The following is a 23,642-nucleotide window of genomic DNA, read 5'->3' as shown; positions in this document are numbered from 1 at the left end:
TTTACTTACGAGGGTTTCCAGACTTCGTTGGGGTATCTGAAGTAACACCAAGTTGAGCATAAAGGTCGTTACCAGCATTTGTTGTCAATCCCGTTGCATTGTCTGATGTAAATCCTGTAACGCGGCCGTTAACCAGTGAAGCGTTTATTGGGGTCGTCGTTGGGATGACGTAAGCGTTATCATCAACAACAGTCTTCTGGAAGTCCTTGATGTCTTGAATCATAGTGCTGTCTGAACTTGCATTATCCGTGTCGCTAAGGTTCTTAGCAACCTTGTCTGAAACAACGTGACCCATGTTGTACTTAGCTGACGTCGCCCAGAGCTGTCCGAATGAAGGAACCGTTCCCTCGGACCAACCGGCAATTGTCACATCCCAATCCTGGTTCGTTCCAGTCGTCATGATGGATGACCAAGTTGCGAAGTCAATTAACTTATCCTGATAGAGCTTTGCATCGATACCAGCAGCCTTCCATGCTGCGATGTAGGCCTTTGCCTGGGCCTCCGATGTTGTGCTTCCAGTACGAGCCATGAAGGTAATTGTCAGTTTCTTACCATCCTTGTAGTAGTAACCATCAGATTCCTTCTTGTAGCCAGCCTTCTTCAGATACTCGCCAGCCTTTTCAGGATCACCTGAAGACTTAGAGTTGTATCCCTTAACGGACTTGTTGTAGAAGTCCTTCTTCAAATCAGACTTTGAAACGATTGTGTTTGTTGCTTCTTGGAAGCCATTTGAGTACTTCTTGGCGATGTCACCAGTGTTCATGGCATAACCAATGGCCTTACGGACGTTCACATCTTGAAGCGGTGTCTGACGATCTTGTACGTTGGTCTTCTTTTCCTTGTCGTAGTGGCCAAGGTTAAAGTATGCTTCATAGTACTGAGAAGCATAAGAACCAACAGAAGCATAGCCCTTCGCATTGTTGTACTTAGCCAACTGATCCTTATTACCATCTTTCCAAAGGGAAGATGGTACAGAAGTAACCACATCAAACTTCTGCTTTGACAAGTCATTTTCAAGCTTTGACTGGTCATCGTTAACATGATACTCAATTCCACTCAGGCGAGCAGCCTTACCCCAGTAATATGGGTTACGCTCGTACTTAACAACAGAATCAGAAGAAACTGACTTTACCTTGAAAGCGCTAAATGACAGTGGGTGCTTCGTTACCTTATCAGAAGTTGCCACCTTATCGTCAGCAACATCCTTCAAATCGTGGTATGGAAGGGCGTATGATGGCACACCATCACCCCAGTTCACACCAGCTGGAAGTGAGCTGTAAGAAACCGTCAACTTCTTGCCGTCTTCTCCGTTATCAAACTTGATTCCAGAGATGGACTTGGCTTTACCATTTTGGAAGTCTTCCATTCCCTTAATTACAAGGTAACTAGAAGTGAAGTTCTGTGATGCCTCTTCGTTCGTTGCAAGCTTTTCCAATGAGTACTCGACGTCCTTGGCCGTCACATCCTTGCCGTCCGACCACTTCAAGTTGTCACGCAACGTGATGGTAACTGTCTTGTTATCCTTGTCAACCTTCATGTTGGCAGGACCGCCATCCTTCACCTTTCCATTACTATCCGTATAGAAAATTTGATTACTTGCAGGTGCTAACTCACTCTGAACAGCTGCTGCCTGAATAAATTCGCTGTACCCGGAAAAAGTAACGGGGTCCGAAGCGTTTCCAGGAGTTGAAACCTTCAAGACGCCACCTTTAATTGGTGACTTAGAGTTTTTAAAATCTCCCTTGAACGATCCAGCTGATACGGCCTTTGAGGCTGTATCATAGCCCTTTGAATTCATGGCGAACACTCCGAAGCCCACAGCAGCAACAATTAATGCGCCACCAACTCCGAAGGCCACCTTCTTTTTTACACTTACCATGTGGTCCTTCCTCCAATAAAATATGACGCGAATCGCTTCAAGTCATTTAGGTTGTTTTTATCATAACCATGTGTCATGAGAATGTCAACATTTTTTAATATTATTTTAATTAAAACGTGTTATTTCATTGTTTGACGCTGATCTAATGCTCTTCGACATACCTGTCCAAGGACAACAAATCCGAAAGTCAGAACAATCAAAATAATTGTTACCGGTACCCAAAGCCACCAACGAGCATAAATCGTCGAGGCCGAACCATTCAAAACTTGCAGCATAGATCCAAGTGAACTAGTTCCGTGCTTTAAACCAAATCCCAGGAAGGTTAATCCCGTTTCAATTCCAATCGAACCAGCCAAAGTTAATGAATAGTCCGAAATGATTGTCGATGAAATGTTTGGCAAAATACCAGAAAAGATAATCTTGTACCACGGTGTTCCAGAGATTTTAGAAGCCTGAACATAATCACGGTTAACCTCTGAAAGTGTCAATGTTCGAACCAAACGAACATTGGCTGGCCAAGAAATGAGTGACAAAATTAAAATCAGAGACCAAATGCCCATTCCCTTTGAAGTGGAGAAGATAATCGCCAAAATCATGATCAAAGGCATAATTAACCAAAAATCAATGATTCGCATGGCTAACCAGTCTGCCCATCCGCCAAAATAACCAATAATCATACCGAAGAAAATGGAAATGGCCGTAATCAATGTCGCCACACCAACTCCAATAATCAGGGAATTCTTAGCAGAAGCAATTAAGGTCAAAATAAAATCGGCACCAGAATCCGTTGTTCCTAAAATATGACCACCTGTCAAAGGTGGCAAATCAGCATTCAAAATATCGGACATTGTTCCGATGTTTGAAGGAACGAAGAATTGTCCAACAAAAATAATAACGAATAAAGTGACCAACATGATGAGAGCGGTCAAACCCAACCCATCGTGTTCAAGTTCGGCTGAGAAGTTTTTAAAAAAACGTGAGCCAAAACGTTGTTTTGATTTTTCCATTTTAAAACTCCTTACTTTACTCGAATACGTGGATCAACCCAGGCAGAAATAATATCTGACAGGAGACCACCAAATAGTGACAAAATTCCTTGAAGCAGCATCAAAGCCGTAATAATCGTGTAATCACGACCTGACAGCGCTTGAACAAAGAGGGCTCCTAATCCTGGATAACCAAAAACAGTTTCAGCAAACATGGCTCCCCCTAGAACACCAGTGATGGAGTAGCCAATTCCAGAAGCAATTGGCAGGAAGGCATTTCGCAGAATGTGCTTACGGAAAACATCCTTAATTTGGACACCCTTTGCACGGGCTGTTCGAACGTAATCCTGCGCTTGTTGATCCAGCAAGTTAGAACGTAGGTATTGAAAGACACTGTTCGTTGAGAACAAGGCAATCGTTAAGGCTGGAAGGAAAGCGTGATAGAGGTTCCCAAAGAAATTCGTAAAGAATCCCTGAGTTTCATCAATTCCTGTTCCAGAACTTGGAAAAATCGGAATAACATAGACAAACAAAACCATCATCACAAAATAAAAGACAAAGGATGGCACGGCTGATGTCAACGTATTCCATACAACCAAGAATTTATCGATACGCTTGTTCTCATTCCGTGCTGAAATAAGTGCCTGGCTCATGGCAAAGAAGTAGGTCAAAATCGTTGCAATGATTCCCATTGAAACAGTTGGCCAAATACGCTGACCAATAATTTCTGAAACAGCAACACCCTTGTTAACGGTGTAAGAAGTACCAAAGTCACCATGGAATACGTTAACAACCCAGCGAACGTATTGTTCGTACCATGGCAAATCAAGACCTGCGGCATGCCGCATTCGCTCAATTGTTGCCACATCAGAGTTAGGGTTCAAGTTTCCGTAAAATGGATCCCCAGGCATTAACTGGGCCAACATAAAAATCAAAATCGAAACGAAGAAGATTTGTGGCAGCATAATTAATACACGCCGTACAATTGTTTTAAACATAATTACTCGTTCTCCTCTCGTACAGCGACAAAGTGTGTACCCGTCCGTTGGACTAAGCCATATGCACGAAGTGGGGCACTATTTTCTTCGTAATAAGCCCACTTCTTCTCATCAAAGTCACGTTCGTTTGCTTCTCGTTCAGCGCGCTTCGCTTCACGACCAGCAACTGTTTGACTTGGAATGGCTGCCAACAGACGCTTTGTATAGATATGTTCTGGATGTTCAAAAATATCTTCCGTCGTTCCAACTTCAACGAAACGTCCATGGTGCATGATTGCAATGGTATCAGTCATGTAACGAACAACACCCAAATCGTGCGAAATGAAAAGGAAAGAAATACCATAAGTCTTTTGAATTTTCTTCATAAAATTCAAAACCTGCGCTTGCACTGACAAGTCCAAAGCCGATACAGGTTCATCCGCAACAATCAACTTTGGGTTTGTTGCTAACGCACGAGCCACGACGATTCGTTGCCGCTGCCCACCAGAGAATTGGAAGGGATACTGACTAACCGTTCGTTCAGGAAGACCCACAATGTCTAGCAATTCAAGCACTCGTTCGTCAATTTTTTCTTTATCAAAGGAACGCTCATTCTCTGATTTTCCAGCACCAATTTTAGCTGGCACTCCAAAATTTTTGAGGGGTTCTGCCAAAATCTCACCAATTGTTTTACGAGGATTCAAAGACGATTGACTGTCCTGGAAAACCATCTGAACTTCCTTGTTAAAATTGATCTTCCTTTTTTGCTTGATTGTCGTGACATCCTGGCCCTTATAAAAGATCTTGCCAGCTGTCGGATCTTCTAATCCAACAATCGTCTTCCCAATCGTACTCTTACCAGAACCAGATTGACCAACCAATCCATATGTCTTTCCTTCTTCAATTGTCAAAGACACATCATCGACTGCCTTGATATAACTAACAATTCGGTTAAAAAAGCCGGCCCGTTCTGGATAGTAGACTTTTAAGTGTTCAATTTTTAGTAAGTCTGCCATGACTAGTCCTCGTTCCTATTTACATCATCAAAGCTAAAGTCCTTCCAAGCTGTTCCACGAACAAAATGGCCTGGTTCCACCTCTTCCATCTGTTCAGGAACATCGGCGTTAACGACTTTTTCGTCTAACCAAGGAACCCGCTGCAAGAAGGAATCCTTATTAAAGTCCATTTCTGCAAGCGATGGCACCGTTCCTGGAATGGAATATAATTCTTCTCCTGGACGCACATTATTGGGATCCGCCTTCAACAGTGAACGCGTGTAAGGATGCTTAGGGTTTTCAAAAATTTGTTCAACCGATCCTTTTTCAACAATTTGACCCGCGTACATAACTGCAACGTCATCCGCTAACTCCGAAACAACGTCCAAATTGTGAGTGATTAGCAGCACTCCAGCATCCTTTTTCTTTTGAATATCCTTAATTAACTCAAGAATCTGCGCCTGAATAATAGCATCGAGGGCAGTTGTTGGCTCATCGGCAATAATCAAATCAGGTTCGTTAGCAAGCGCAATGGCAATCATGACACGCTGACGCATTCCACCTGACAATTGGTGAGGATACTGATCAGCTACTCGTTTTTCTTCATCGATTCCAACATCATTTAGAAGCGTTCGAACACGATTTTTAACTTCTGGGTTGTTCTTATCATGAACCGTAATCGCTTCCGCAATTTGATCACCAATTTTCATCAACGGATTTAGTGATGAAAGCGGATCTTGGAAAATCATTCCCACGGATACGCCACGATAATCATCAAATTCTTTTTCCGATAGTCCGACTAATTCTTTGCCAGCGACCTTAATCGATCCTGACACCTTAGTATATTCTGGATTATGAAGTCCCATAATACTTGTTGCAAAGGTGGACTTTCCAGAACCAGATTCACCAACAAGTGCTAAAACTTTTCCACGGTTAATTGTAAGATTAATACCTGAAATTGCTTTTAAATATTCATTGTTAATTCGAAAATCAACTGAAACATCATTTGCTTCCAATAATTTTTCTGCCATCGGCCATAACTCCTCGTTGGATTTAAAGAAATTATATCATCTATTTTTAATTAAAATCCAGATAAAAAGCTACTTTTTCATTTAAATTTAATAAATAGGCAATAGACTTTATATTAATACGCATTCTTGAACAAAATAAAAAAGCCCATATAATGGGCTTTTTGTCTAATTTCATACAACTGTACTTCTGAAATTCTTAGCCAAATAAATGGTATAGACAAATCCAACCATAATCGTCAGCAACATGGCCAACCAAGCAAATTGATCCGAAATCATTGCAGCAATTCCTGCAACAGCCGGACCAGCTGGAACACCTAAGCCAACAATGGACATAAAGGCGCCTAATCCACCGCCGATTTTATCGTCTGGTAACAAGTGGACAAGGAAAGCATCCAACTTCGGACCAGAAACCCCTTGTAAATAACCGTCAAGTAGAATAGCGACAATTAAAAAATACACCGATGGCGCCCAGAGAAAACTAACGGGAACTAGAGCAAACACAAACATTTCAATGATAAAGTTCTTCTCTAAAGGCATTTTGAACAAAAACGGCATTGGGAAAATAGAGCCAACAATCAATCCAAGCACAAAAGCTGCCTGAACAACACCAATGGTGAAGGCATAATTACCAATGAAAAAATCTGACCGATGAATAAGAGTAATGCTAGCCAAAGTATTTTGATACGAGCCCACTAAGTTAAAAAGAATGAACAGCAAGATAAAATGCTTCATTTGCGGAATCGAATTCACTAGCGCAAAATTTCCTTTCATCTCATGGAAAAAGTTCACTGTGACTTTTCTAAGGGAATCTTTTTCTTCTTTCTCCGCGGGAATGTCATTCACTTTTACATCTTTATCTTCCTTCACTCCACGTAAAATGAAGAACGAAAATAAGTAGGAAACGGCATTAATGACGGTAAAGAGCGCAAAGTCTTGGTGCACGGCAGCTAATAAAATCGCGCCCAGCGGTCCTGCCACTAACTCCATTGTCGAAGTCACCCCAGACTCAAAGCCACGAACACGAGCTAAGTCTTCTTTTGTTGTAAAGCGCTTTAACAAAATCGTTGCTAAGGACATACTAATCTGTGCAAAGAAAGAAGAAGAGAAGATGATCAATAGAACTAGTCCAAAGATTAACCAACTTTCATTGACGTTAATAAAGCAAGACATCACAAGGTAGGCAGCAAATTGAAAAATACGAACCCAAAGCATCCCCTTAACTTTATTCTTAATTCGATCCGCAATGTGTCCAGTTAAAAATGCCAATAAATACGGCAGTGTCAAAATCGTTTCAGCCGTTGCAATGGCCAGTTTTGCGTCTGGCGCTTTCGAGGCATAAACGATGAAAACGATGCTAAACAGTAACGAGCCAACCATGTTGACAATTATGGAAAAGAACATCCGCTGAACGGCCGCCTTTTGTCTAAAAATTATCATAATACTCTCTCATTTTTATCTCATTTATATAGAGTAAATATATGTTATTTAGCATTTTATGTCAATTTATATTTTCTAATACAAAAAAAAGTCATCACACCAATTGATGTAATGACTTTTTCATTTAGTAATTAAGCTTCCGGATTTTCCTTGTAGGACAAGGCCGCCACGTTCAGTGTTTTATCGGCGAGGTCCTTGGTGAAGGAGGTTTCGTGGGAAACGATGATGGCGTTTCCTGGGAAGGCTTTGATGGCCTTGTAAAGGGCGTTTTTCGTTTCTTCATCCAAGTGGTTGGTTGGCTCATCGAGGATGAGGAAGTTGGATGGCTTCATCTCCATGATGGCCAGCTTAACCTTGGTCTGCTCCCCTCCAGACAACTGGAACAGGGGCTTTTGCGCGTTTTCGGCATTGATGCCGGCACCTGCGAGGCGCTGACGCAATTCTTTGGGCATGATGGTTGGAAAGAGGTCCTGCATCGCCTGTAACGGCGTCTGCTGGTCGTTATCCCAGTCCAGGTCCTGATCAAAGTAGTTCACTTTGGCGGATGGTGAGAATTCCACCGTACCACCCAGTTTCGGGATGTCCCCCAGAATGGACTTGATCAATGTTGACTTACCAGCTCCGTTGAATCCAGCAAAGACTAACTTTTCTTCCGTACGAATTGAGAAAGTCACGGGTTCCAGAATTGGCTGGTCATACCCAACGGACAGGTTGGTCACCGTCAAAGCAGCGGCAGACTGTGAGTTCACGTATGGGAAGTTAAACTTCGCCTTCAGGTTCTCCTGAGGTGGTTCCACCTTATCCATCCGGGCCAGCATCTTTTCACGAGAACGGGCCTGCTTCGAAGTTGAGGCACGGGCCTTGTTCTTCGCAATGAATTTTTCAGCCTTAGCAATCTCGTTTTGTTGCTTCTCGTATTCACGAATTTGCTGGTCGGCGCGTTCAGCTTTTTGTCGCATGGCCTTTTGGAAAGAACCACGGTACTTGGTGATCTTTCCGAAGGAAACGTCCGCGATGGCGTTCGTGACTTTGTCTAAAAAGTCAAAGTCGTGGGAAATAATCATTGCCGCACCCTGATAGTCCTGCAAGAATCCTTCCAACCATTCGATGTGGGCCACATCCAAGTAGTTGGTGGGCTCATCCAAAATGATGACGTCATCGTTTTCAAGCAGGAGCTTGGCCAAGATAACCTTGGCACGTTGACCACCCGACATGTGTTCGAGTTCGCGGTCACGGCCAATGGCTTCCAAGCCCAAACCAGAAATCACGCGCTCGATTTCGGTGTCGACATCGTAAAAGCCGGCAGCGTCCAGCTCTTCTTGAAGCCGGCCGGCCTTTTCGAGGAGTTTATCCTCGGCCGTGGCGGCGTACTTCTCGTAGAGCGCCGTCATTTTATCCTGCTTATCGTAGAGATCTTGGTAAGCGGTATGCAAAAAGTCCACCAGGGTCATCCCCGCTGGAATCTCCGCGTACTGGTCCAGGTAACCAATCTTCAGGTTCTTGGCCCAGTCAATCTTTCCCTCAAGTGGCAACACCTGTCCGGTTAAAATCCGGATTAACGTTGATTTACCAGCCCCGTTTTGACCGACAATTCCCATGTGTTCGCCGGCCTGGAGCTCCAGATCCGCCTTATCGTATAATGTTTTTTCTGCGTAGGCCATCGTGAGCCCACTTACTTCTAATAATGCCATAAGCCTAATTCTAGCACATTTTGCCCCATTTCCATAGCAAAGCAGCACGGCATGCCCTATACTAATACGTGATACGAAAGGAAGATCCGAATGAAAGCACGCAAATTAAACAAAAAGACCATTCCCGCCCAAGATAAAAACCGGGCCTACCGTTTCTGGCGGGACGTTTTTGACCTTCCACAGGTCGGTGCACAAAGTGAACGGCGTCTGGCCGTTGATCACGAAGAATTGACTTTTGTTGATGGTCCGGCCGAAGCTGGTTTTGAACTACTCGTTCGCGATCACGAAAGCACCCTTCAGCAACATTTTAAGAACAACTTTGTCTCGGTGTTGCAACGTGAAGAACGCTTTGGTCACAAGGTTGCCTTGACGGTTCAAGACTCCGAAGGAAACCAGGTGGTTGTCGAAGGAAACCTTGATTAATTTCCCTTTTTTTCAGTAAAAATACTTGCCTAGTACTAGTTGTCATGCTACAATAATATCTGTTGTTTGAAACAAACTGGTTAGTTAGCTCAGTTGGTAGAGCAACGGACTCTTAATCCGTGGGTCCAGGGTTCGAGCCCCTGACTGACCATCATAAAAAAAGACCAACACTTCGGTGTTGGTCTTTTTTTATTATTTTTTTGTTCGGAACAATTGCGGAACTTGCGGAATAAAGTAAACCACGCTCATCTTCAAAAACAACGAAAACACACTTCCCATCAACATACCCAATGAAAAACTGGTATTAACAGCTGTCGGAATACCATCAATTTGGCTAATGAAGTATAGGAAAGCAATGGCCAATGCTAGTAGGGCCCACTTATTTCGATAAATCACCACCGGCTTTTGTACCGTTAAATAAAGCGTGATAACTGATACCAATAGAATAATTGCCGCCACGGTTGTCACTTGGCTCGGCAAAGTAACGTAGCGTGACAAAAGACCGATTGCCAAACAGACAATACTGATGCAATAGGCTAATGCATATAGGTACTGTTGCCGGACAGACTGCCGATCAACGCTTTCAAAGTGTGCTAACATTTCTTGATCCTCCTTCAATAATTCATCTAAAGAAACATGATAACGGTCACTAATGGTGACGATATCTTGAATACTGGGGTAACTCTTTCCCTTTTCCCAATTAGAAATTGTTTGTCTGGTTAGATGTAAATCTTGCCCGAGTTCTTCTTGCGTTAGGTTAAAAGTCGTTCGGATTCGTTTGATCTTTTCTCCGATTTGCATGCTGTACGCACCTCCCATGCCTCTAAACTAGCAATAATTGGCTGATTTTGGTAGCAAAAGAAGTTAACATTGCCTTTGTTAACGACTTTTCCCTGCTAATAAGAAAAAACACCAACCGTTTTGTAACAACCGCTGGTGCTTTTCCAAAATTGTTTCTACTGACGATATACTGCGTAATCCATGTTACCACCGTTGTAAGCATAGGCCGTCTGGTAGTTCCAAACCGAAACCGCCGCACCTTCCTGCTCACCGTGTGCGTAGTTAACTGAAATGGCGTTTTGACCATCCGTCATAACCTGAACGTGACCAGCCGATCCCGCCGATGCACCGGGCGTTCCCCAGATGACAATATCGCCACGCTGGGCATCCCAGGGTTGGTTATTGGCAATTAACTGGTACCCGTTTTGAGTAAGATAGTTCGGTAACGTATCCGTATTGTATAGGTATGCCGGCTTCGATGCCCCGGCCTCGTACAACGCTTCGGTCATTGACCCTGAACAATCGGCCGTACCATCGGTCCCATTACGTGAACCGGACATATCATAAGTCAGCTGACCCATGTGGTTGTAGAACCAGTTGATAACAGCTTCGGAATCAACGCCCTGTCCAGTCGTTGTGTTAGCCGTTGGCACTGCTGTCGCCTGGCCAGCCTCATCTGCTCCACCCACCGCAGCGGTCACCTCCGTGTTAGTGGGTGCTGTCGGTTCCTCTTGGTTGGCCACGGCTGGCTCAGCTTGGCCCGCTTGACCAGTGGCAACCGGATTGGCCATTGGCGTAACCACTGGCTGACTCTGCGTTGCATCCGCTGACAAAGTCGTTGGCGCAACAGCAGCAATAGTACTTGTTTGTTGAGCAACAGGCTGTGCAGTTGGCTGTTCTGCCGCTGTCGTTTGGCTAGCTGTTGTCTGCTGTGCCTGTGCTGGAGCCGCTTGGCCATCCGCTACTTCAGCCGTGCTGTTGGTAGCCTCTTGCCCCTGACTGGCAACGGAATTATTGGTCTGTTTCGTGCCAGACTGGCTCGCATTCCCATTCGTCGCGTCCTGTTCCGCTGTGGCCGTGGCTGTTTTCGCGTTTAGCTGAGCAGCCTGTCCGGACTGAGGCTGAGTCGTTTGCGTTGTAGCTTCCGTCGTTTGGTTAACGACCGTCTTCGCCTGCTCAGCACTACTTACCACTGGTTGTACGGCAACTGAAGGCTGTCCTTCCAGGTTAGTGTTCTGACCGTTCGATTGTTGGTTTGCCTCCGTTGACACGGTTGGCGTTCCCGGCTGCACAATCACAAGGTTTTGATCGCCATGACCGAAATCAGCTTGTACCGCTTGCTGGTTATCGTTCAGCAAACCGGCTGCTTGTAGCTTTTGAATCAATTCAGCCTGTTGCCCCAGTTTTTGTCCGGCAATCAGTAAGCCATGGTCGGTCAAGCCGAGTTCCCCTGCGGCCGTATCCGGCGTCGTTTGAAAAGCCTGAGCAATGGCCGAGAGCGTATCTCCCCACTGCACCTGGTAATCAGCTAATTGACTAACGCCCTGCTTCTGCACAGCTTGTTGCACGGTGGCAACGGAATTCGCCGTCCATGAAGTTTGCGTCGTTGTTTTACCATTACCCGTCGACAAGTCATTGGCCGAAGCGGTTGAAAAATTAACGAGCGCACTTCCTGCCATGACAGCACCCGTTGCCGCCAGGGCACTGGCTCCAAGCGAGACAACTTGACGCTGACGAGGCGCCTTTTTCTTTTTGTTCTTCATGTTTTATTCCTCCTTTTGTTTCGAACTAGTCTTCTCCAGCCTAGCAAAATTTCGCACGGCAATTGCTTAAAACAGCCAGTCTTAAACACAGCTTAACCATTTTTGCTAAAAGGAAAAAAGATTAACTTGATCGGAACAAGTTTGGCTTTGAAATCAACCTTTTCTGCTTAACTACTTGACTTTTTACCGATTCATTAAGCACAAAAAAAGCAGCGCAATGCGCTGCGGAATCCGTTAATCTTGTATATCGAGCGATGATGAGTGCCCTGGACCAGCCTGTTCAGGATTGTAATAGGCAATGGCCGCGTTCACAGCCGCCGGTGCCTGGCCAAAGCCCGTGGCAATCAAATCGACGTGATCAGGGTACGACGTGACATCCCCGATCGCAAACAGACCCGGCTGCTTGGTTTTCACATGGTCTTCGACACGCAAGCCAGCCTGGTCCCAATCGAGGTCAATTGCCCAGTGGCGCTCCGCTTGACCGGCCGTTTTGAAACCGTACTGAACGATGAGTCGGTCAACCGTCAACTCTTCGCTCTGTTGATCATCCTTCGGATTGGTCAACGTTAAGACAAGTTGCCCGTCTTTTTTTGCCACCGCCTCACTCACCTTAAAGGGCGTTTTTTTCGTCACCTTGGCCGATGCCAGTGCCTTAACGGACTGTTCCAAAGCTCGGAAGGCCTCCCGACGATGAATCAAGTAAGTTTTATCCGCAACGGATGCTAACTCCGTTGCCAAATCCACCGCTGAATCACCGCCCCCTAAAACCGCAACCGTTTGCCCTTGAAAAGCGGCTAAATCGGGTGCCGAGTAGGAAAGTCCCGCCGTTAATAGTTCCGCTTCGTTTGCCACCTGCAAACGCCGTGGTTCAAAGGCCCCCTTACCAGTTGCCAGAATAACGGACTTACTTTGCAGGATTTCCTCGCCATCATTAATGGTTAATTGGTAGCCACTGTCAGTGCGCACAAGGTCCGTTACGCGACACCCCCGTTGAATCGGTAAGTCGAAGCGTTTTGCTTGCTTGACTAAGCCATCAATCAATTGGCGACCTGTATCGCCAGCCAAGCCAGCCACATCCCAAATCTTTTTATCTGGATAAAGAGTGGCCACTTGCCCACCCAAAGCATCCTGCGCCTCTAACAAGAGCACGTTCGCATCCCGTAGGGAAGCGTAATAACCAGCAAAAAGGCCAACTGGTCCGGCACCAACGACAATAATATCGTACATTTTTGACATTTTTATCCTCATTATACGGAAAAAACCGTTTTTATCTGTTTTTAAACCCAAAAAATCAAGAAATTTTGCTATACTTATTGTACCGAACCTAAGGAGACTTTCAATGGCACAATACAAAATGATTTTAGACCTTGATACCGGTATCGATGATGCTTTAGCCCTGGCCTATGCGGTTGGACATCCAGACATCGAACTAATCGGGATTATCGCTTCCTACGGGAATAACCTAACGGACGTGACGGCTCAAAATTCCCTCAATCTCTTAGACCTCTTGGGAGCGTCTGACGTACCCGTCTTCTATGGTGCCAGTCATTCGACGACCACTGACGACTTTACCGTCATGGAAGTTTCCAAGACGATTCATGGCCAAAACGGTGTGGGTGACGTCGAGGTGCCGACTTCGCCTCGCCAGTTGGCTGAACAGTCCGGCATTGACTTTTTGATTGATGCCGCCCATGAGTTCAAAGACCAGTTAGTTTACTTGCCAACTGGTCCCATGACAAACCTAGCCTTGGCCCTTCAAAAGGATCCAAGCATTGCCCAATTGATTGGTCAAACGACGTTGATGGGTGGGGCGTTAACGGTGCCTGGTAACGTCACTCCGTTCACGGAAGCCAACATTAACCAAGACCCTGAGGCCGCTGACGTTGTCTTCCGAAAGCAAGAAAATCTGACAATGGTGGGCCTCGATGTCACCCTCCGCACGCTCTTAACCAAGAAACATACGGCTGAATGGCGAGCACTGGGGACACAAAAGGGGCAACTCTATGCCGATATGATGGACTACTACATCGACGCCTACTTCAACCTTGATATCGATAAGCGTGGGGCTGCTCTCCACGATCCGTTAGCCGTTGCCGTGGCTGTTGAACCCGACTATGTCGAGACACTGCCACTCAACATGAAGGTAACCACTGACCGTGTGTCCGGCGATTATGGTCGAACAATCGGAAATACCGACAAGCTCTTAGACAAAACCACATCAAAGGCTGCTGTTTTGGTTGACCAAGACCGTTTTGTTTCTGACTTCCAGCAAATGATGCTGACCGTTCTCTCAGATTAAAAATCTTTTCAAATAAGAAAGGCTTCGCCAATTGGCGAAGCCTTTTTCTTTTACTTACTTTCCTGAAACTTCGGCTAATTTGTCGTCAATCATTTGCAAGACTTTTTCACGAGCCGCTGCGTCTTCCACAAAGTTCAGTTCGTCGCCATTAATCAACAACTTAGGGGAACGATCATACTGGTCAAACCAGTTTTCATATCGGGCGTTCAAGTCCTTATAGTATTGATAAAGCTCAGGGTCCTGGTCCACTTGTTCATATGGTCGACCACGTTTGGCGATTCGTTCCAGCATCGTTTCTAACGAAACACGCACGTGAATGAGAAGGTCCGGCGTTTTCAACCGGTTGTCGTCATCCACTTCTTCCAGGACATTGTTGACAAGATCCTTATAAATCTCAACTTCTGTTTGTGTGGCACGACCAAGGTCAGCGTTTAACTGAAAGAGCAACGAGTCTTCGAAAATCGAACGATCGATAATCGCCCGTTCTTCTTCCTGCGCTTCCGTGATTTGGTCCAAGCGACTGTTTAGGAAGTAAACCTGTAGTAAGAAGGCATATTTTTTAGGGTCTTTGTAAAATAAAGGCAGAATTGGGTTGTTATCAACACTTTCATAATAAGCCTTCGCATCAAGGTGTTCGGCTAAAATTTCCGTTAACGACGTCTTCCCCGCACCAATTGTTCCTGCCAATACAATCATGATTTAATCTCCTAAACTTTCACTTTTTTTAGTATAGCAAAGTTATTCGAACACCAGTAGTCTTGACTTTTCGAAATCGCCCTTAACCTCAATCAAAAACGCTCAAGCAGGCTGCCTGAGCGTTTTTTACAGTTTCATGACTTTTTATGATTGTAACGTTTGGTTCAACTTGATTGTTACCGTCTTCTTCTCACTACCACGGTAATACGTCAACTTCACCTTATCGCCAACCTTATGCGTATAGAGCTTCTCGCGGAGATCAGCTTGCGTTGACACGCTCTTGCCGTCAATGCCAACAATCACGTCGTACTTCTTTAAACCGGCCTTATCAGCAGGAGAACCATCATTGACCTTATAGACAACGACACCACCTGACACGTCGGTTGGCACCTTCAACGTCGATTTTTGCTCATCGGCTGGAACCTGTGACAGGTTAATCATTGAAATTCCAAGGGCAGGACGGGTCACCTTACCGTACTTGACCAGCTTATTCACAATGTTGACAACCTGATCGGAAGGAATGGCAAAGCCAATGCCTTCAACGGCCGTCCCCGACGACGAAGAAGACAACTTCATCGAATTAATACCAATAATTTGCCCTGCTAGGTTAATCAATGGTCCCCCAGAATTACCGGGATTGATTGCCGCATCGGTTTGGATAACCGTTGAACCACCATAGTTGGCGTTCGACGTGTCCTCAGAACTTACCAAGCGCTTTGTGGCGGAAATGATTCCTTCCGTTACCGAAGAAGCGTATTCCGAGCCCAAAGGCGATCCAATCGCCAGTACCTTTTGACCAACGGCAATCTTTTCCGAGTCACCAAACGAAGCAGCGGAAAGGTCATCCGAGTCCGCGACTTTTAAGACAGCCAAATCAGTTAACGAGTCCTTCCCCACTAAATCAGCTACCACTGTTTTACTATTGTTGGTGATAATCTGAATCTTAGCCGCGCCATCAATCACGTGATTATTCGTGACGATAAAGGCAGAACCATTCGCCTTCTTATATACCACACCGGAGCCTTCGGACGATTCCGTAAAAGTCGTGCCGGACTTTTTGAAGTTAATGACTGACACAACGGCATTCGCCACCTTGGTATAGGCTGACGAGGCTGTATCGGAGCTATTCAACTTCTTGGTTGTATTGGCTTCGGTTAACACCTTCGAATGGGTCACTTGGTAGTTTTGGTAGATTTCCTGCCCCGCAAGAACAGCCGAACCACCAATCAAACCAGCAAAGGCACCTGCCAAAATCAATTTCGTGAGCTTACTTTCCATAATGCACTCCAAATTTTGCTCTTTTTAGCTTACGAGTTAGCGATTAATTAAAGATTAACGCCATTAATCCTCATCCCACTGCTTGTCCGATGAAAGTAAATCGTCATCTACATAATCAAGCTCTAGTCGGAAGGTTGAGCCTTCCCCTTCTTTTGACTCTACCCAAATTTTACCACCAAATGTCTCAATCACTTCCTTGGAAATGGCCAATCCCAGCCCAGTTCCGCCCATGGCACGCGAGCGAGATTTGTCAACACGGAAGAAACGGTTAAAGACCTGTTTTTGATCCTTTTCAGGAATACCCAATCCCTGATCACGAATGGTGATACGCGCTCTTTTCTTAACTTTTTCAAGCGAAACGGTAATGACTCCCCCGTCGGGAGAATACTTGACCGCATTATTTAGCAGGTTATCCAAGACTTGGATGACCTTATCATGGTCGACATCAATCCAAAGTTCCTCATCGAGAATGTGGCGAACAATTTGTAAGGGCTGACCGTTCTTGTTAGCATTATTCGTCTTAATAATCATGTCAAACCGATTTAAAACAAAGTTTAACAAAGCGTTCAGATTAACTAACTCGGTTTTAACTGACATCGTCCCCTGATCGAGCCGCGAAAGTTCGAGCAAATCCGAGACCATGCGAGACATTCGTTCCGTTTCAGTCTGGATAACCGATAGAAAGGCGTCTAGCGTCTCTGGACTATCCTTGGCGCCATCGATTAAGGCTTCAATGTATGAAGTGACCGTTGTTAGCGGCGTCCGTAGTTCATGCGACACGTTCGAGACAAAGGCCTTCCGCTCGTCTTCGGTCTTCAATTGAACCGTGACATCACGAAGAATCAAGATTAAGGCCTTAATCATTCCCGATGGATCCTTGATCATTGAAATTCGCACTTCAATAATGCGATCCCCCAAGTCGATGGTAAACGGCTTTTTATTTTTGATCAGGTCACGAATGTTTTGGTATTCCGGCATGTTCATGACATCGAAAACCGGTTGACCAAGGGCATCGTACTCATTGACTTTTAAAAAGTTTGAAGCCGCCTGGTTAATGATGGTTAAGCGCCCTCTGGCATCGGTCAACAAGACGCCATCGTTCATGTGATGGAGTACCGAGTAAAGTCGGTTCTTTTCATTCGAAATTAACTCGGTCGACGACGCAATTTTTTGCGACATGACGTTCACTGAACGAGCCAACACGGCAATTTCATTGGAACCAGCAATTTTGTTGACCATGGCATAATCACCAGCAGTAATTCGCGCAGTCTGCTTAGCGATTTGTTCGATTGGTCGTGTCACCGTCCGAGAAAGAACATAGGACAGATAGAGAGAAGCCAAAACGGTCAAAATCCCGGCAAAAATAAAGACCCACATCACGCGACGAGCGTTGGCATAGACTTGATGGAGGTTACCATAGACAACCACCACACCAATGATTCGGCCATCCTCTTTTAGCGGGGTGGTAACAATTACTTCCTGCCCCTTTGCCCGGTCATTTGTTCGAACAGCCCGGTAAGCCGGACTATTGGAAAGAGCAAGCTTCGTGTTAGCATCAAAGCGGGTCGTCATGGCCTTTTGACTTTTCAGACTAACTTGATCGGTAACGATTTTCCCATCTCGATTATAGACAACGACATTATCGACCATTCGGTCATCAAAACTTTTCACGGCCGACGACATGTTGTTTTTTGACTGTTGATTGTCGGTATGAACCAGTCCCTCAATGACCTGATCTTTCAGATAGGTCGGCATCGTCAGTCGTTGACGCGAAGTGAGCAAATCCGAAGACTCAATCTGGTGAACGAAAAAAATCCCGACTGACTCAAATAAAATCACAAAAAAAAGGACAAAGACTAGCGACAGTCTAAAGCGAATCGATTGTAAAACATTAGTAAAAAAATTCATATTCGCGAACTGGCTAAAGCCTTGTCCCCCTCAATTGTCATTGCTGTCCATTTTTTCCGGATGACAGGAAGTATCCGACACCACGGCGTGTTCCCAACCAAACTGGGTGAGAAGGCACGTCTTCAATTTTTTCACGTAAGCGGCGAACCGTCACATCCACAGCACGGACGTCACCAAAGTAGTCATAACCCCAAACTTGACGAAGCAAATTCTCACGATTCATAACCTGACCGATGTGTTGAGCCATGTATGAAAGCAATTCAAATTCACGGTGCGTCAACTCAACATCGACTCCGTCCTTTGTCACCATGTAGGTTTTAGTATGAATCACCAAATTACCTAATTGAATATCGTCCTGACTGGAGGAAGCATCGTTCCCCTGTCCAGCCGCTTGTCGGTTACGTAAATTAGCCTTCACACGAGCAATCAATTCACGGTTTGAGAAAGGCTTCGTGATGTAGTCATCCGCCCCCATCTCCAATCCGATGACCTTGTCGATCTCGGAATCTTTGGCCGTAACCATAATTACCGGCGTCTTGTCCTTTGAACGAATTTGACGAAGTACTTCAATCCCCTCAATTTCGGGCAACATTTGGTCTAAAAGTACCAAATCAGGATGTTCTGAGTGGTACATGTCCAAGGCTTCCTGACCATCACTAGCCGTCACAACCTCGTAGCCTTCTTTAACCAAATTAAATTTAATGATATCCGAAATTGGCTTTTCGTCGTCAACAACTAAAATCTTGTACATAAACGCATTCCCACCTTAAAAATTTAACACATATGGGTTATTGTATCATACTTACAACAATGGTTGATTTTTTTACACAATAACTTCACAAAAAAAGCAGCCGTGCTTAGCTAAAAAAGTCGCAACACCACTGCCTTTTATCTTAAAAAATGAATTAACGTTAACAAAAATCAGAATAATTGTTACGTAACGAACGAGCTTTACTGATTACGACGACGGAAACGGTGCTTGAACAATGGACTGATGGCTTCGTTCATTGACACACGACGAATGGCTTCACCAATCAATTCACCAACTGATACAATTTCCAACTTCTCGAACTTCTTCGAGTCCGGCAAGTTAATGGAGTCCGTCACAATGACTTTTTTGAAAACGGAATTTTGCAAACGTTCTAAGGCTGGCCCCGAGAAGACGGCGTGAGAAGCCACAACATAAACTTCCTTCGCTCCGTGTTCCATCACCAATTGAGCCCCCTGTGTAATCGTTCCGGCCGTGTCAATCATGTCATCAATCATGATGGCTGTCTTACCGGCAACATCACCAACAATGGAACCCACTTCAGCAACATTAGGCTTAGGGCGGCGCTTGTCAATAACGGCCACGGGCGCATCCAAACCAAGCATGTTGTTCAAGTTCCGGGCACGAGTCATGCCACCATGGTCGGGTGACACCACAACAGCGTTTTCCTTATCCGCAATACCCGTTTCAATCAAGTAATCAGCCAACAAAGGCGCTCCCTGCAAGTGATCCATTGGTAAATCAAAGAATCCTTGAATTTGAGCAGCATGAAGGTCTAAGGCCATTACACGAGTTGCCCCCGCACGTTCAATCATGTTGGCGACAAGCTTGGCCGTGATTGGTTCGCGAGAACGGGCCTTCCGGTCTTGACGAGCATAACCATAGTAGGGCATCACAACGTTAATTTGCTCAGCTGAAGCGCGCTTCAAGGCATCAATCATGATGAGCAATTCCATCAGATTATCATTAACGGGCTGTGACGTCGACTGAATGACGAAAACGTTTGCACCACGAACCGATTCTTCAATATTAATCTGAACTTCACCATCGGCAAAGCGCTTAACAGAAATATCCGACAACGGCACGCCAACCTCTGCTGCAATTTTTTCAGCTAAGGGATGGTTTGAAGAGAGTGAAAAGAGCTTGATATTTGACTGTGACATAGATTACTCCAGGAATCCTTTGCAATATTTCTCTTTTATTATAACAATTTTTCCTTTAAATCTGGGTAAAAAAAGACCGATTTTATCAATCAGTCTTTTGGTAAACGCTTTGCTCTCACAAAGCGTACTTTTGAATGGCATTGGCAACACCATCATGATTATTATCCGTTGTTTGAACGTCAGCCGCTTCTTGAATCATCGGTACTGCGTTTCCCATAGCGACCCCAATACCAGCCTGCTGAATCATCGTGATATCGTTTTCTTGATCACCGATGGCCATCGTTTCTTCTGGTTTCACTCCCAGCTTTTCTGCCAGCGCCAACATGGCCGACCCCTTAGAAGCGTCCCTATTCATGAACTCAAGGTTATTCGGTGTCGAGCGAACCACGTTGGCTCGATTCAACAAATCGGCCGGCACGCGACTTTGCACTTGGTCAACTTGATCCTGAGCCCCAATGATAAGCGCTTTAACAAAGCCGGTATTTTGCATTTCAGCCAGCGAGTCAACCACACGTAGGGGGAGTTGCACCACGAAATTTTCCTGTGAAACAAAGACGTTTTGCAACCGATCCAACGTATAGGCACTAACATCCGATTCAAGTTGCAAATAGGCTCCCTGATCTAGGGCAAAGGCCTGGGCCTCTTTGTACAAATCCCAGGAAAGTGATTCATGGTAAACAACCTTTGAGTGATCCGTCGTTTGTGCCATCCCACCATTGTGAGTAATCACGTATTGCTTATCCGAAACAAGACCAAGTTCCTCAATCACGTCCTTAACACCAGTCGCCGGACGTCCTGTTGTAATGACAACATAAATACCTTTTTCTGAAGCCTCTTGAACAGCCTTCTTCACTGCTGGCGTAATTTCACGGTTATCATTCAACAAGGTACCATCGATATCAATCGAGATTAATTTAATGTTTTTCATGGCGAATCCCTTTCCTCAATTAGGGCTATTATAGCATTTATTCCCGTCCATCTGCCTCTTTAAAAAGTCATTCTACGGGTATAAATAACTATTTTATGTATTAAAAAAGAACGAAGCCGGAGCCCCGTTCTTTTTTCAAAATGACGGTTTGCTTACTTCAAAGCAGACCATTGCCACTTCGTGAATTCTTCGATATCACGACCTTCTTCACGAGTAACCTTCATGTGCTTTGCCAAGATGTCATCCATCTTAGTGATGAATGTATCAGCAGCAGCTTGATTGATTACGCCGCGGTCAGAAAGAACTGCGACAGCTTCCTTAGCTTGATGGAAGCGGTCAAGGTGTGAGTATACACGCATGTCATAAGTCGTTGTGATGTCACCATCTTCACGGTATCCGTGAACGTATACATCACCGCGGAACTTACGCTCGAAGAAGAATGATTCAACCAAGTCTTCGTATCCGTGGAATCCGAAGATAACTGGTGTATCAGCTTGGAAGAACTTGTTGAATTCGTCAGCAGACAATTCACGTTCGTCGTTTCCAGCAGCTTCAGACTTCTTTTGCAAACGAAGCAATTCAACAACGTTTACGTAACGGAACTTAACTTCTGGGAATTCTTGGTTAACCAACCAAAGGGCAGCCAACGTTTCGATTGTTGGTTCAGTACCTGCAGATGCGAAGGTAATGTCAACCTTGGCAGAAGGTGCGGTAGAAGCCCAATCGATAACAGCCAAACCTTCGTTAGCAAGAACTTCAGCTTCAGCAGCTGAGAACCATTGCTGACGTGGTTGCTTTGAGATAACCATGTGGTTAACCTTTGAGTGTTCTGAGAACGCACGGTCCATCACGGCCAAAGTAGCGTTACCATCAGCTGGCAAGTACTGGCGAATGAAGTCTGACTTCTTTTCGGCCAAGTGAGTCAACATACCAGGATCCTGGTGAGTGTAACCGTTGTGGTCCTGCTGGAAAGCAGTAGAAGTAGAGATCAAGTTCAATGATGGGTAATCATTACGCCATGCTTGTTCTGAAGCGTGACGCAACCACTTGAAGTGCTGAGTAATCATTGAGTCGACAACGCGGAGGAATGATTCGTATGAGGCGAAGATTCCAACACGACCAGTCAACGTATAACCTTCCAACCAACCTTCAGCTTGGTGTTCAGACAATTGAGCATCCAAGATACGGCCTTCTGGGGCTTCGTATTGGTCGTTTGGTTCCTTCACTTCTTCCATCCACTGACGGTTCGTCGTGTCGAAGAGTGACCACAAACGGTTTGACATGGTTTCGTCAGGTCCGAAGAAACGGAATGACTTAGGGTTCATTTGCATTACCTTTTCAAGGTAAGTTGACAAAGTGAACATGTCCATGTTGCGGTTACCATCTGGCAACAACGTTCCACGGTTGTCAGCAGTAATGTCGTTTGTGTATTCGTGCCAATCTGGCAAGTCAAGATCCTTAAGATCTTCACCGCGCTTACGTCCACCGTTCGTGATTGGGTTAGCAGACATACGCTTGTCGCCCTTAGGAGCGATTGCCTTCAATTCATCCTTCAATGAACCGTCAGCGTTGAACAATTCTTCAGGCTTGTATGAGTTCATCCATTCTTCGAATTGTGGCAAAGTCTCCAAGTTGTTTTGACCAAGAGGCAATGGAACTTGGTGGGCACGGAATGAGTTTTCAATTGGCATTCCCTTTTGGTCCTTACGTGGACCACCCCAACCCTTAGGCAAGCGAGCAATGATTACAGGCCATGCAGGGATTGTACCATCTTCATACTTACCGTCTTCACGGGCAGCCTTTTGGATAGCTTGGATGTCTTCGATGGCTTGGTCAAAGATTGACGCAGCCTTTTCGTGATAAGCCATGTAGTCATGGATGTCGTCGTTTTCGATGAAACGAGCTGAGTAACCAAGACCCTTGAAGAAGTTTGTGATTTCTTCATCTGACATACGAGCAAAGACAGTTGGGTTAGAAATCTTAAATCCGTTCAAGTCCAAGATAGGCAACACAGCACCATCATTCTTAGCGTTCAAGAACTTGATTGAGTGCCATGAAGTCATTGATGGACCAGTTTCGGCTTCCCCATCACCAACAACCGCGAAAGCGATTTGGTCAGGGTTATCCAAAACAGCACCGAAGGCGTGGGACAATGAGTATCCCAATTCGCCACCTTCGTGCAAAGAACCTGGCGTTTGGGCCGTCATGTGCGAACCAATTCCACCTGGGAATGAGAAGCGCTTGAACAACGTTGACATACCCTTCAAGTCTTGTGTAACTTCTGGGTAGTCTTCCGTATATTCACCATCAAGGTAGGCGTTGGTTACCATTACCTGGCCACCGTGTCCTGGACCACCGATGTAGAACATGTTCAAGTCATACTTGTTGATCAGACGGTTTGCGTGAGCGTACAAGAAAGTTTGACCAGAGATCGTTCCCCAGTGGCCGATAGGCTTAACCTTCACGTCTTCAGCTTGAATTGGCGTCTTAGTTACTGAGAACAATGGGTTTGACTTCAAAAAAATCATCCCAGCTGACAGATAGTTGGTAGCACGCCACCACTTGTCAACGAGTTCCAAGTACTCTTTTGAGTTGTAATCAACCATGTAAATAGTACTCCTTTTTCTTTCCACGAAGGA

19 protein-coding genes and 1 tRNA gene are annotated in these 23,642 nt (G+C 45.2%); 3 read left to right on the top strand and 17 right to left on the bottom strand.

Translation table 11 applies throughout. From position 1 onward, the window contains the following. Position 1: 1 nt before the first annotated feature. The 7 genes from IV71_RS03330 to IV71_RS03300 form a co-directional block, all read right to left on the bottom strand. Positions 2 to 1,879, bottom strand: coding sequence for an ABC transporter substrate-binding protein (locus IV71_RS03330; RefSeq protein WP_010692004.1), 1,878 nt, complete (start codon positions 1,877 to 1,879; stop codon positions 2 to 4). A gap of 119 nt (positions 1,880 to 1,998) precedes the next feature. After that, positions 1,999 to 2,886 (bottom strand): ABC transporter permease, encoded by an 888-nt coding sequence (locus IV71_RS03325; protein WP_010692005.1) that lies wholly within the window; start codon positions 2,884 to 2,886, stop codon positions 1,999 to 2,001. Positions 2,887 to 2,897: 11 nt separating this feature from the next. Continuing rightward, positions 2,898 to 3,863: an ABC transporter permease gene (locus IV71_RS03320; RefSeq protein WP_010692006.1), complete on the bottom strand. Its 966-nt coding sequence runs from the start codon at positions 3,861 to 3,863 to the stop codon at positions 2,898 to 2,900. A gap of 2 nt (positions 3,864 to 3,865) precedes the next feature. Beyond that, positions 3,866 to 4,858 (bottom strand): ATP-binding cassette domain-containing protein, encoded by a 993-nt coding sequence (locus IV71_RS03315; protein WP_010692007.1) that lies wholly within the window; start codon positions 4,856 to 4,858, stop codon positions 3,866 to 3,868. A 2-nt stretch (positions 4,859 to 4,860) separates the two neighbouring features. Continuing rightward, positions 4,861 to 5,868 carry an ABC transporter ATP-binding protein gene (locus tag IV71_RS03310; protein ID WP_056995011.1) on the bottom strand — a complete coding sequence of 336 codons (1,008 nt, stop codon included), beginning with the start codon at positions 5,866 to 5,868 and terminating at the stop codon, positions 4,861 to 4,863. Between the two features lie 171 nt (positions 5,869 to 6,039). Further along, on the bottom strand, positions 6,040 to 7,305 hold the full coding sequence (locus IV71_RS03305) for an MFS transporter (protein ID WP_010692010.1): 1,266 nt from the start codon (positions 7,303 to 7,305) through the stop codon (positions 6,040 to 6,042). Positions 7,306 to 7,436: 131 nt separating this feature from the next. Continuing rightward, positions 7,437 to 8,996 (bottom strand): ABC-F family ATP-binding cassette domain-containing protein, encoded by a 1,560-nt coding sequence (locus tag IV71_RS03300; protein WP_029489929.1) that lies wholly within the window; start codon positions 8,994 to 8,996, stop codon positions 7,437 to 7,439. A gap of 90 nt (positions 8,997 to 9,086) precedes the next feature. Between IV71_RS03300 and IV71_RS03295 the strand changes: the two genes are divergently transcribed. Together IV71_RS03295 and IV71_RS03290 are read left to right on the top strand one after the other, a co-directional pair. Continuing rightward, positions 9,087 to 9,419: a hypothetical protein gene (locus IV71_RS03295; RefSeq protein ID WP_010692012.1), complete on the top strand. Its 333-nt coding sequence runs from the start codon at positions 9,087 to 9,089 to the stop codon at positions 9,417 to 9,419. Positions 9,420 to 9,497: 78 nt separating this feature from the next. Next, positions 9,498 to 9,570: transfer RNA gene (locus tag IV71_RS03290), tRNA-Lys, on the top strand. Positions 9,571 to 9,611: 41 nt separating this feature from the next. Here IV71_RS03290 and IV71_RS03285 read toward each other — a convergent pair. The 3 genes from IV71_RS03285 to IV71_RS03275 all read right to left on the bottom strand — a co-directional run bounded on the left by IV71_RS03285 (position 9,612) and on the right by IV71_RS03275 (position 13,198). Beyond that, positions 9,612 to 10,220 carry a helix-turn-helix domain-containing protein gene (locus tag IV71_RS03285; RefSeq protein WP_010690423.1) on the bottom strand — a complete coding sequence of 203 codons (609 nt, stop codon included), beginning with the start codon at positions 10,218 to 10,220 and terminating at the stop codon, positions 9,612 to 9,614. A gap of 155 nt (positions 10,221 to 10,375) precedes the next feature. After that, positions 10,376 to 11,962, bottom strand: coding sequence for a C40 family peptidase (locus IV71_RS03280; RefSeq protein WP_010690422.1), 1,587 nt, complete (start codon positions 11,960 to 11,962; stop codon positions 10,376 to 10,378). A gap of 234 nt (positions 11,963 to 12,196) precedes the next feature. Beyond that, complete coding sequence (locus tag IV71_RS03275; RefSeq protein WP_010690421.1) at positions 12,197 to 13,198, bottom strand: NAD(P)/FAD-dependent oxidoreductase; 1,002 nt, start codon at positions 13,196 to 13,198, stop codon at positions 12,197 to 12,199. A gap of 103 nt (positions 13,199 to 13,301) precedes the next feature. Between IV71_RS03275 and IV71_RS03270 the strand changes: the two genes are divergently transcribed. Continuing rightward, on the top strand, positions 13,302 to 14,261 hold the full coding sequence (locus IV71_RS03270; RefSeq protein ID WP_010690419.1) for a nucleoside hydrolase: 960 nt from the start codon (positions 13,302 to 13,304) through the stop codon (positions 14,259 to 14,261). 54 nt (positions 14,262 to 14,315) lie between these two features. On the opposite strand, the gene IV71_RS03265 is transcribed toward IV71_RS03270, so the two are convergent. The 7 genes from IV71_RS03265 to IV71_RS03235 all read right to left on the bottom strand — a co-directional run bounded on the left by IV71_RS03265 (position 14,316) and on the right by IV71_RS03235 (position 23,609). Then, complete coding sequence (locus IV71_RS03265) at positions 14,316 to 14,957, bottom strand: deoxynucleoside kinase (protein WP_010690418.1); 642 nt, start codon at positions 14,955 to 14,957, stop codon at positions 14,316 to 14,318. 144 nt (positions 14,958 to 15,101) lie between these two features. Beyond that, positions 15,102 to 16,238, bottom strand: coding sequence for a S1C family serine protease (locus IV71_RS03260; RefSeq protein WP_029489738.1), 1,137 nt, complete (start codon positions 16,236 to 16,238; stop codon positions 15,102 to 15,104). A gap of 60 nt (positions 16,239 to 16,298) precedes the next feature. Next, positions 16,299 to 17,990, bottom strand: a complete 1,692-nt coding sequence (locus IV71_RS03255; protein ID WP_234781173.1) for an ATP-binding protein — start codon at positions 17,988 to 17,990, stop codon at positions 16,299 to 16,301. Positions 17,991 to 18,180: 190 nt separating this feature from the next. Then, a complete protein-coding gene (yycF, locus tag IV71_RS03250) occupies positions 18,181 to 18,894 on the bottom strand; it encodes a response regulator YycF (protein WP_010690415.1) in 714 nt (237 codons plus the stop codon). A 200-nt stretch (positions 18,895 to 19,094) separates the two neighbouring features. Beyond that, positions 19,095 to 20,075, bottom strand: coding sequence for a ribose-phosphate diphosphokinase (locus tag IV71_RS03245; RefSeq protein WP_010690414.1), 981 nt, complete (start codon positions 20,073 to 20,075; stop codon positions 19,095 to 19,097). 115 nt (positions 20,076 to 20,190) lie between these two features. After that, positions 20,191 to 21,003 carry a Cof-type HAD-IIB family hydrolase gene (locus tag IV71_RS03240; RefSeq protein WP_010690412.1) on the bottom strand — a complete coding sequence of 271 codons (813 nt, stop codon included), beginning with the start codon at positions 21,001 to 21,003 and terminating at the stop codon, positions 20,191 to 20,193. A gap of 152 nt (positions 21,004 to 21,155) precedes the next feature. After that, on the bottom strand, positions 21,156 to 23,609 hold the full coding sequence (locus IV71_RS03235; protein ID WP_010690409.1) for a phosphoketolase family protein: 2,454 nt from the start codon (positions 23,607 to 23,609) through the stop codon (positions 21,156 to 21,158). Positions 23,610 to 23,642: the final 33 nt, after the last annotated feature.

Source organism: Fructobacillus fructosus KCTC 3544 (assembly GCF_001438695.1).
GTDB classification, from domain to species: Bacteria; Bacillota; Bacilli; order Lactobacillales; family Lactobacillaceae; genus Fructobacillus; species Fructobacillus fructosus.
This window is presented reverse-complemented; position numbering and strand designations above follow the sequence as displayed.

Excerpts from the sequence above, each read along its gene's own strand:
- IV71_RS03330 (WP_010692004.1), bottom strand. The coding sequence starts at position 1,879 with ATGGTAAGTGTAAAAAAGAAGGTGGCCTTCGGAGTTGGTGGCGCATTA.
- IV71_RS03325 (WP_010692005.1), bottom strand. The coding sequence starts at position 2,886 with ATGGAAAAATCAAAACAACGTTTTGGCTCACGTTTTTTTAAAAACTTC.
- IV71_RS03320 (WP_010692006.1), bottom strand. The coding sequence starts at position 3,863 with ATGTTTAAAACAATTGTACGGCGTGTATTAATTATGCTGCCACAAATC.
- IV71_RS03315 (WP_010692007.1), bottom strand. The coding sequence starts at position 4,858 with ATGGCAGACTTACTAAAAATTGAACACTTAAAAGTCTACTATCCAGAA.
- IV71_RS03310 (WP_056995011.1), bottom strand. The coding sequence starts at position 5,868 with ATGGCAGAAAAATTATTGGAAGCAAATGATGTTTCAGTTGATTTTCGA.
- IV71_RS03305 (WP_010692010.1), bottom strand. The coding sequence starts at position 7,305 with ATGATAATTTTTAGACAAAAGGCGGCCGTTCAGCGGATGTTCTTTTCC.
- IV71_RS03300 (WP_029489929.1), bottom strand. The coding sequence starts at position 8,996 with ATGGCATTATTAGAAGTAAGTGGGCTCACGATGGCCTACGCAGAAAAA.
- IV71_RS03295 (WP_010692012.1), top strand. The coding sequence starts at position 9,087 with ATGAAAGCACGCAAATTAAACAAAAAGACCATTCCCGCCCAAGATAAA.
- IV71_RS03285 (WP_010690423.1), bottom strand. The coding sequence starts at position 10,220 with ATGCAAATCGGAGAAAAGATCAAACGAATCCGAACGACTTTTAACCTA.
- IV71_RS03280 (WP_010690422.1), bottom strand. The coding sequence starts at position 11,962 with ATGAAGAACAAAAAGAAAAAGGCGCCTCGTCAGCGTCAAGTTGTCTCG.
- IV71_RS03275 (WP_010690421.1), bottom strand. The coding sequence starts at position 13,198 with ATGTCAAAAATGTACGATATTATTGTCGTTGGTGCCGGACCAGTTGGC.
- IV71_RS03270 (WP_010690419.1), top strand. The coding sequence starts at position 13,302 with ATGGCACAATACAAAATGATTTTAGACCTTGATACCGGTATCGATGAT.
- IV71_RS03265 (WP_010690418.1), bottom strand. The coding sequence starts at position 14,957 with ATGATTGTATTGGCAGGAACAATTGGTGCGGGGAAGACGTCGTTAACG.
- IV71_RS03255 (WP_234781173.1), bottom strand. The coding sequence starts at position 17,990 with ATGCCGACCTATCTGAAAGATCAGGTCATTGAGGGACTGGTTCATACC.
- yycF (WP_010690415.1), bottom strand. The coding sequence starts at position 18,894 with ATGTACAAGATTTTAGTTGTTGACGACGAAAAGCCAATTTCGGATATC.
- IV71_RS03245 (WP_010690414.1), bottom strand. The coding sequence starts at position 20,075 with ATGTCACAGTCAAATATCAAGCTCTTTTCACTCTCTTCAAACCATCCC.
- IV71_RS03240 (WP_010690412.1), bottom strand. The coding sequence starts at position 21,003 with ATGAAAAACATTAAATTAATCTCGATTGATATCGATGGTACCTTGTTG.
- IV71_RS03235 (WP_010690409.1), bottom strand. The coding sequence starts at position 23,609 with ATGGTTGATTACAACTCAAAAGAGTACTTGGAACTCGTTGACAAGTGG.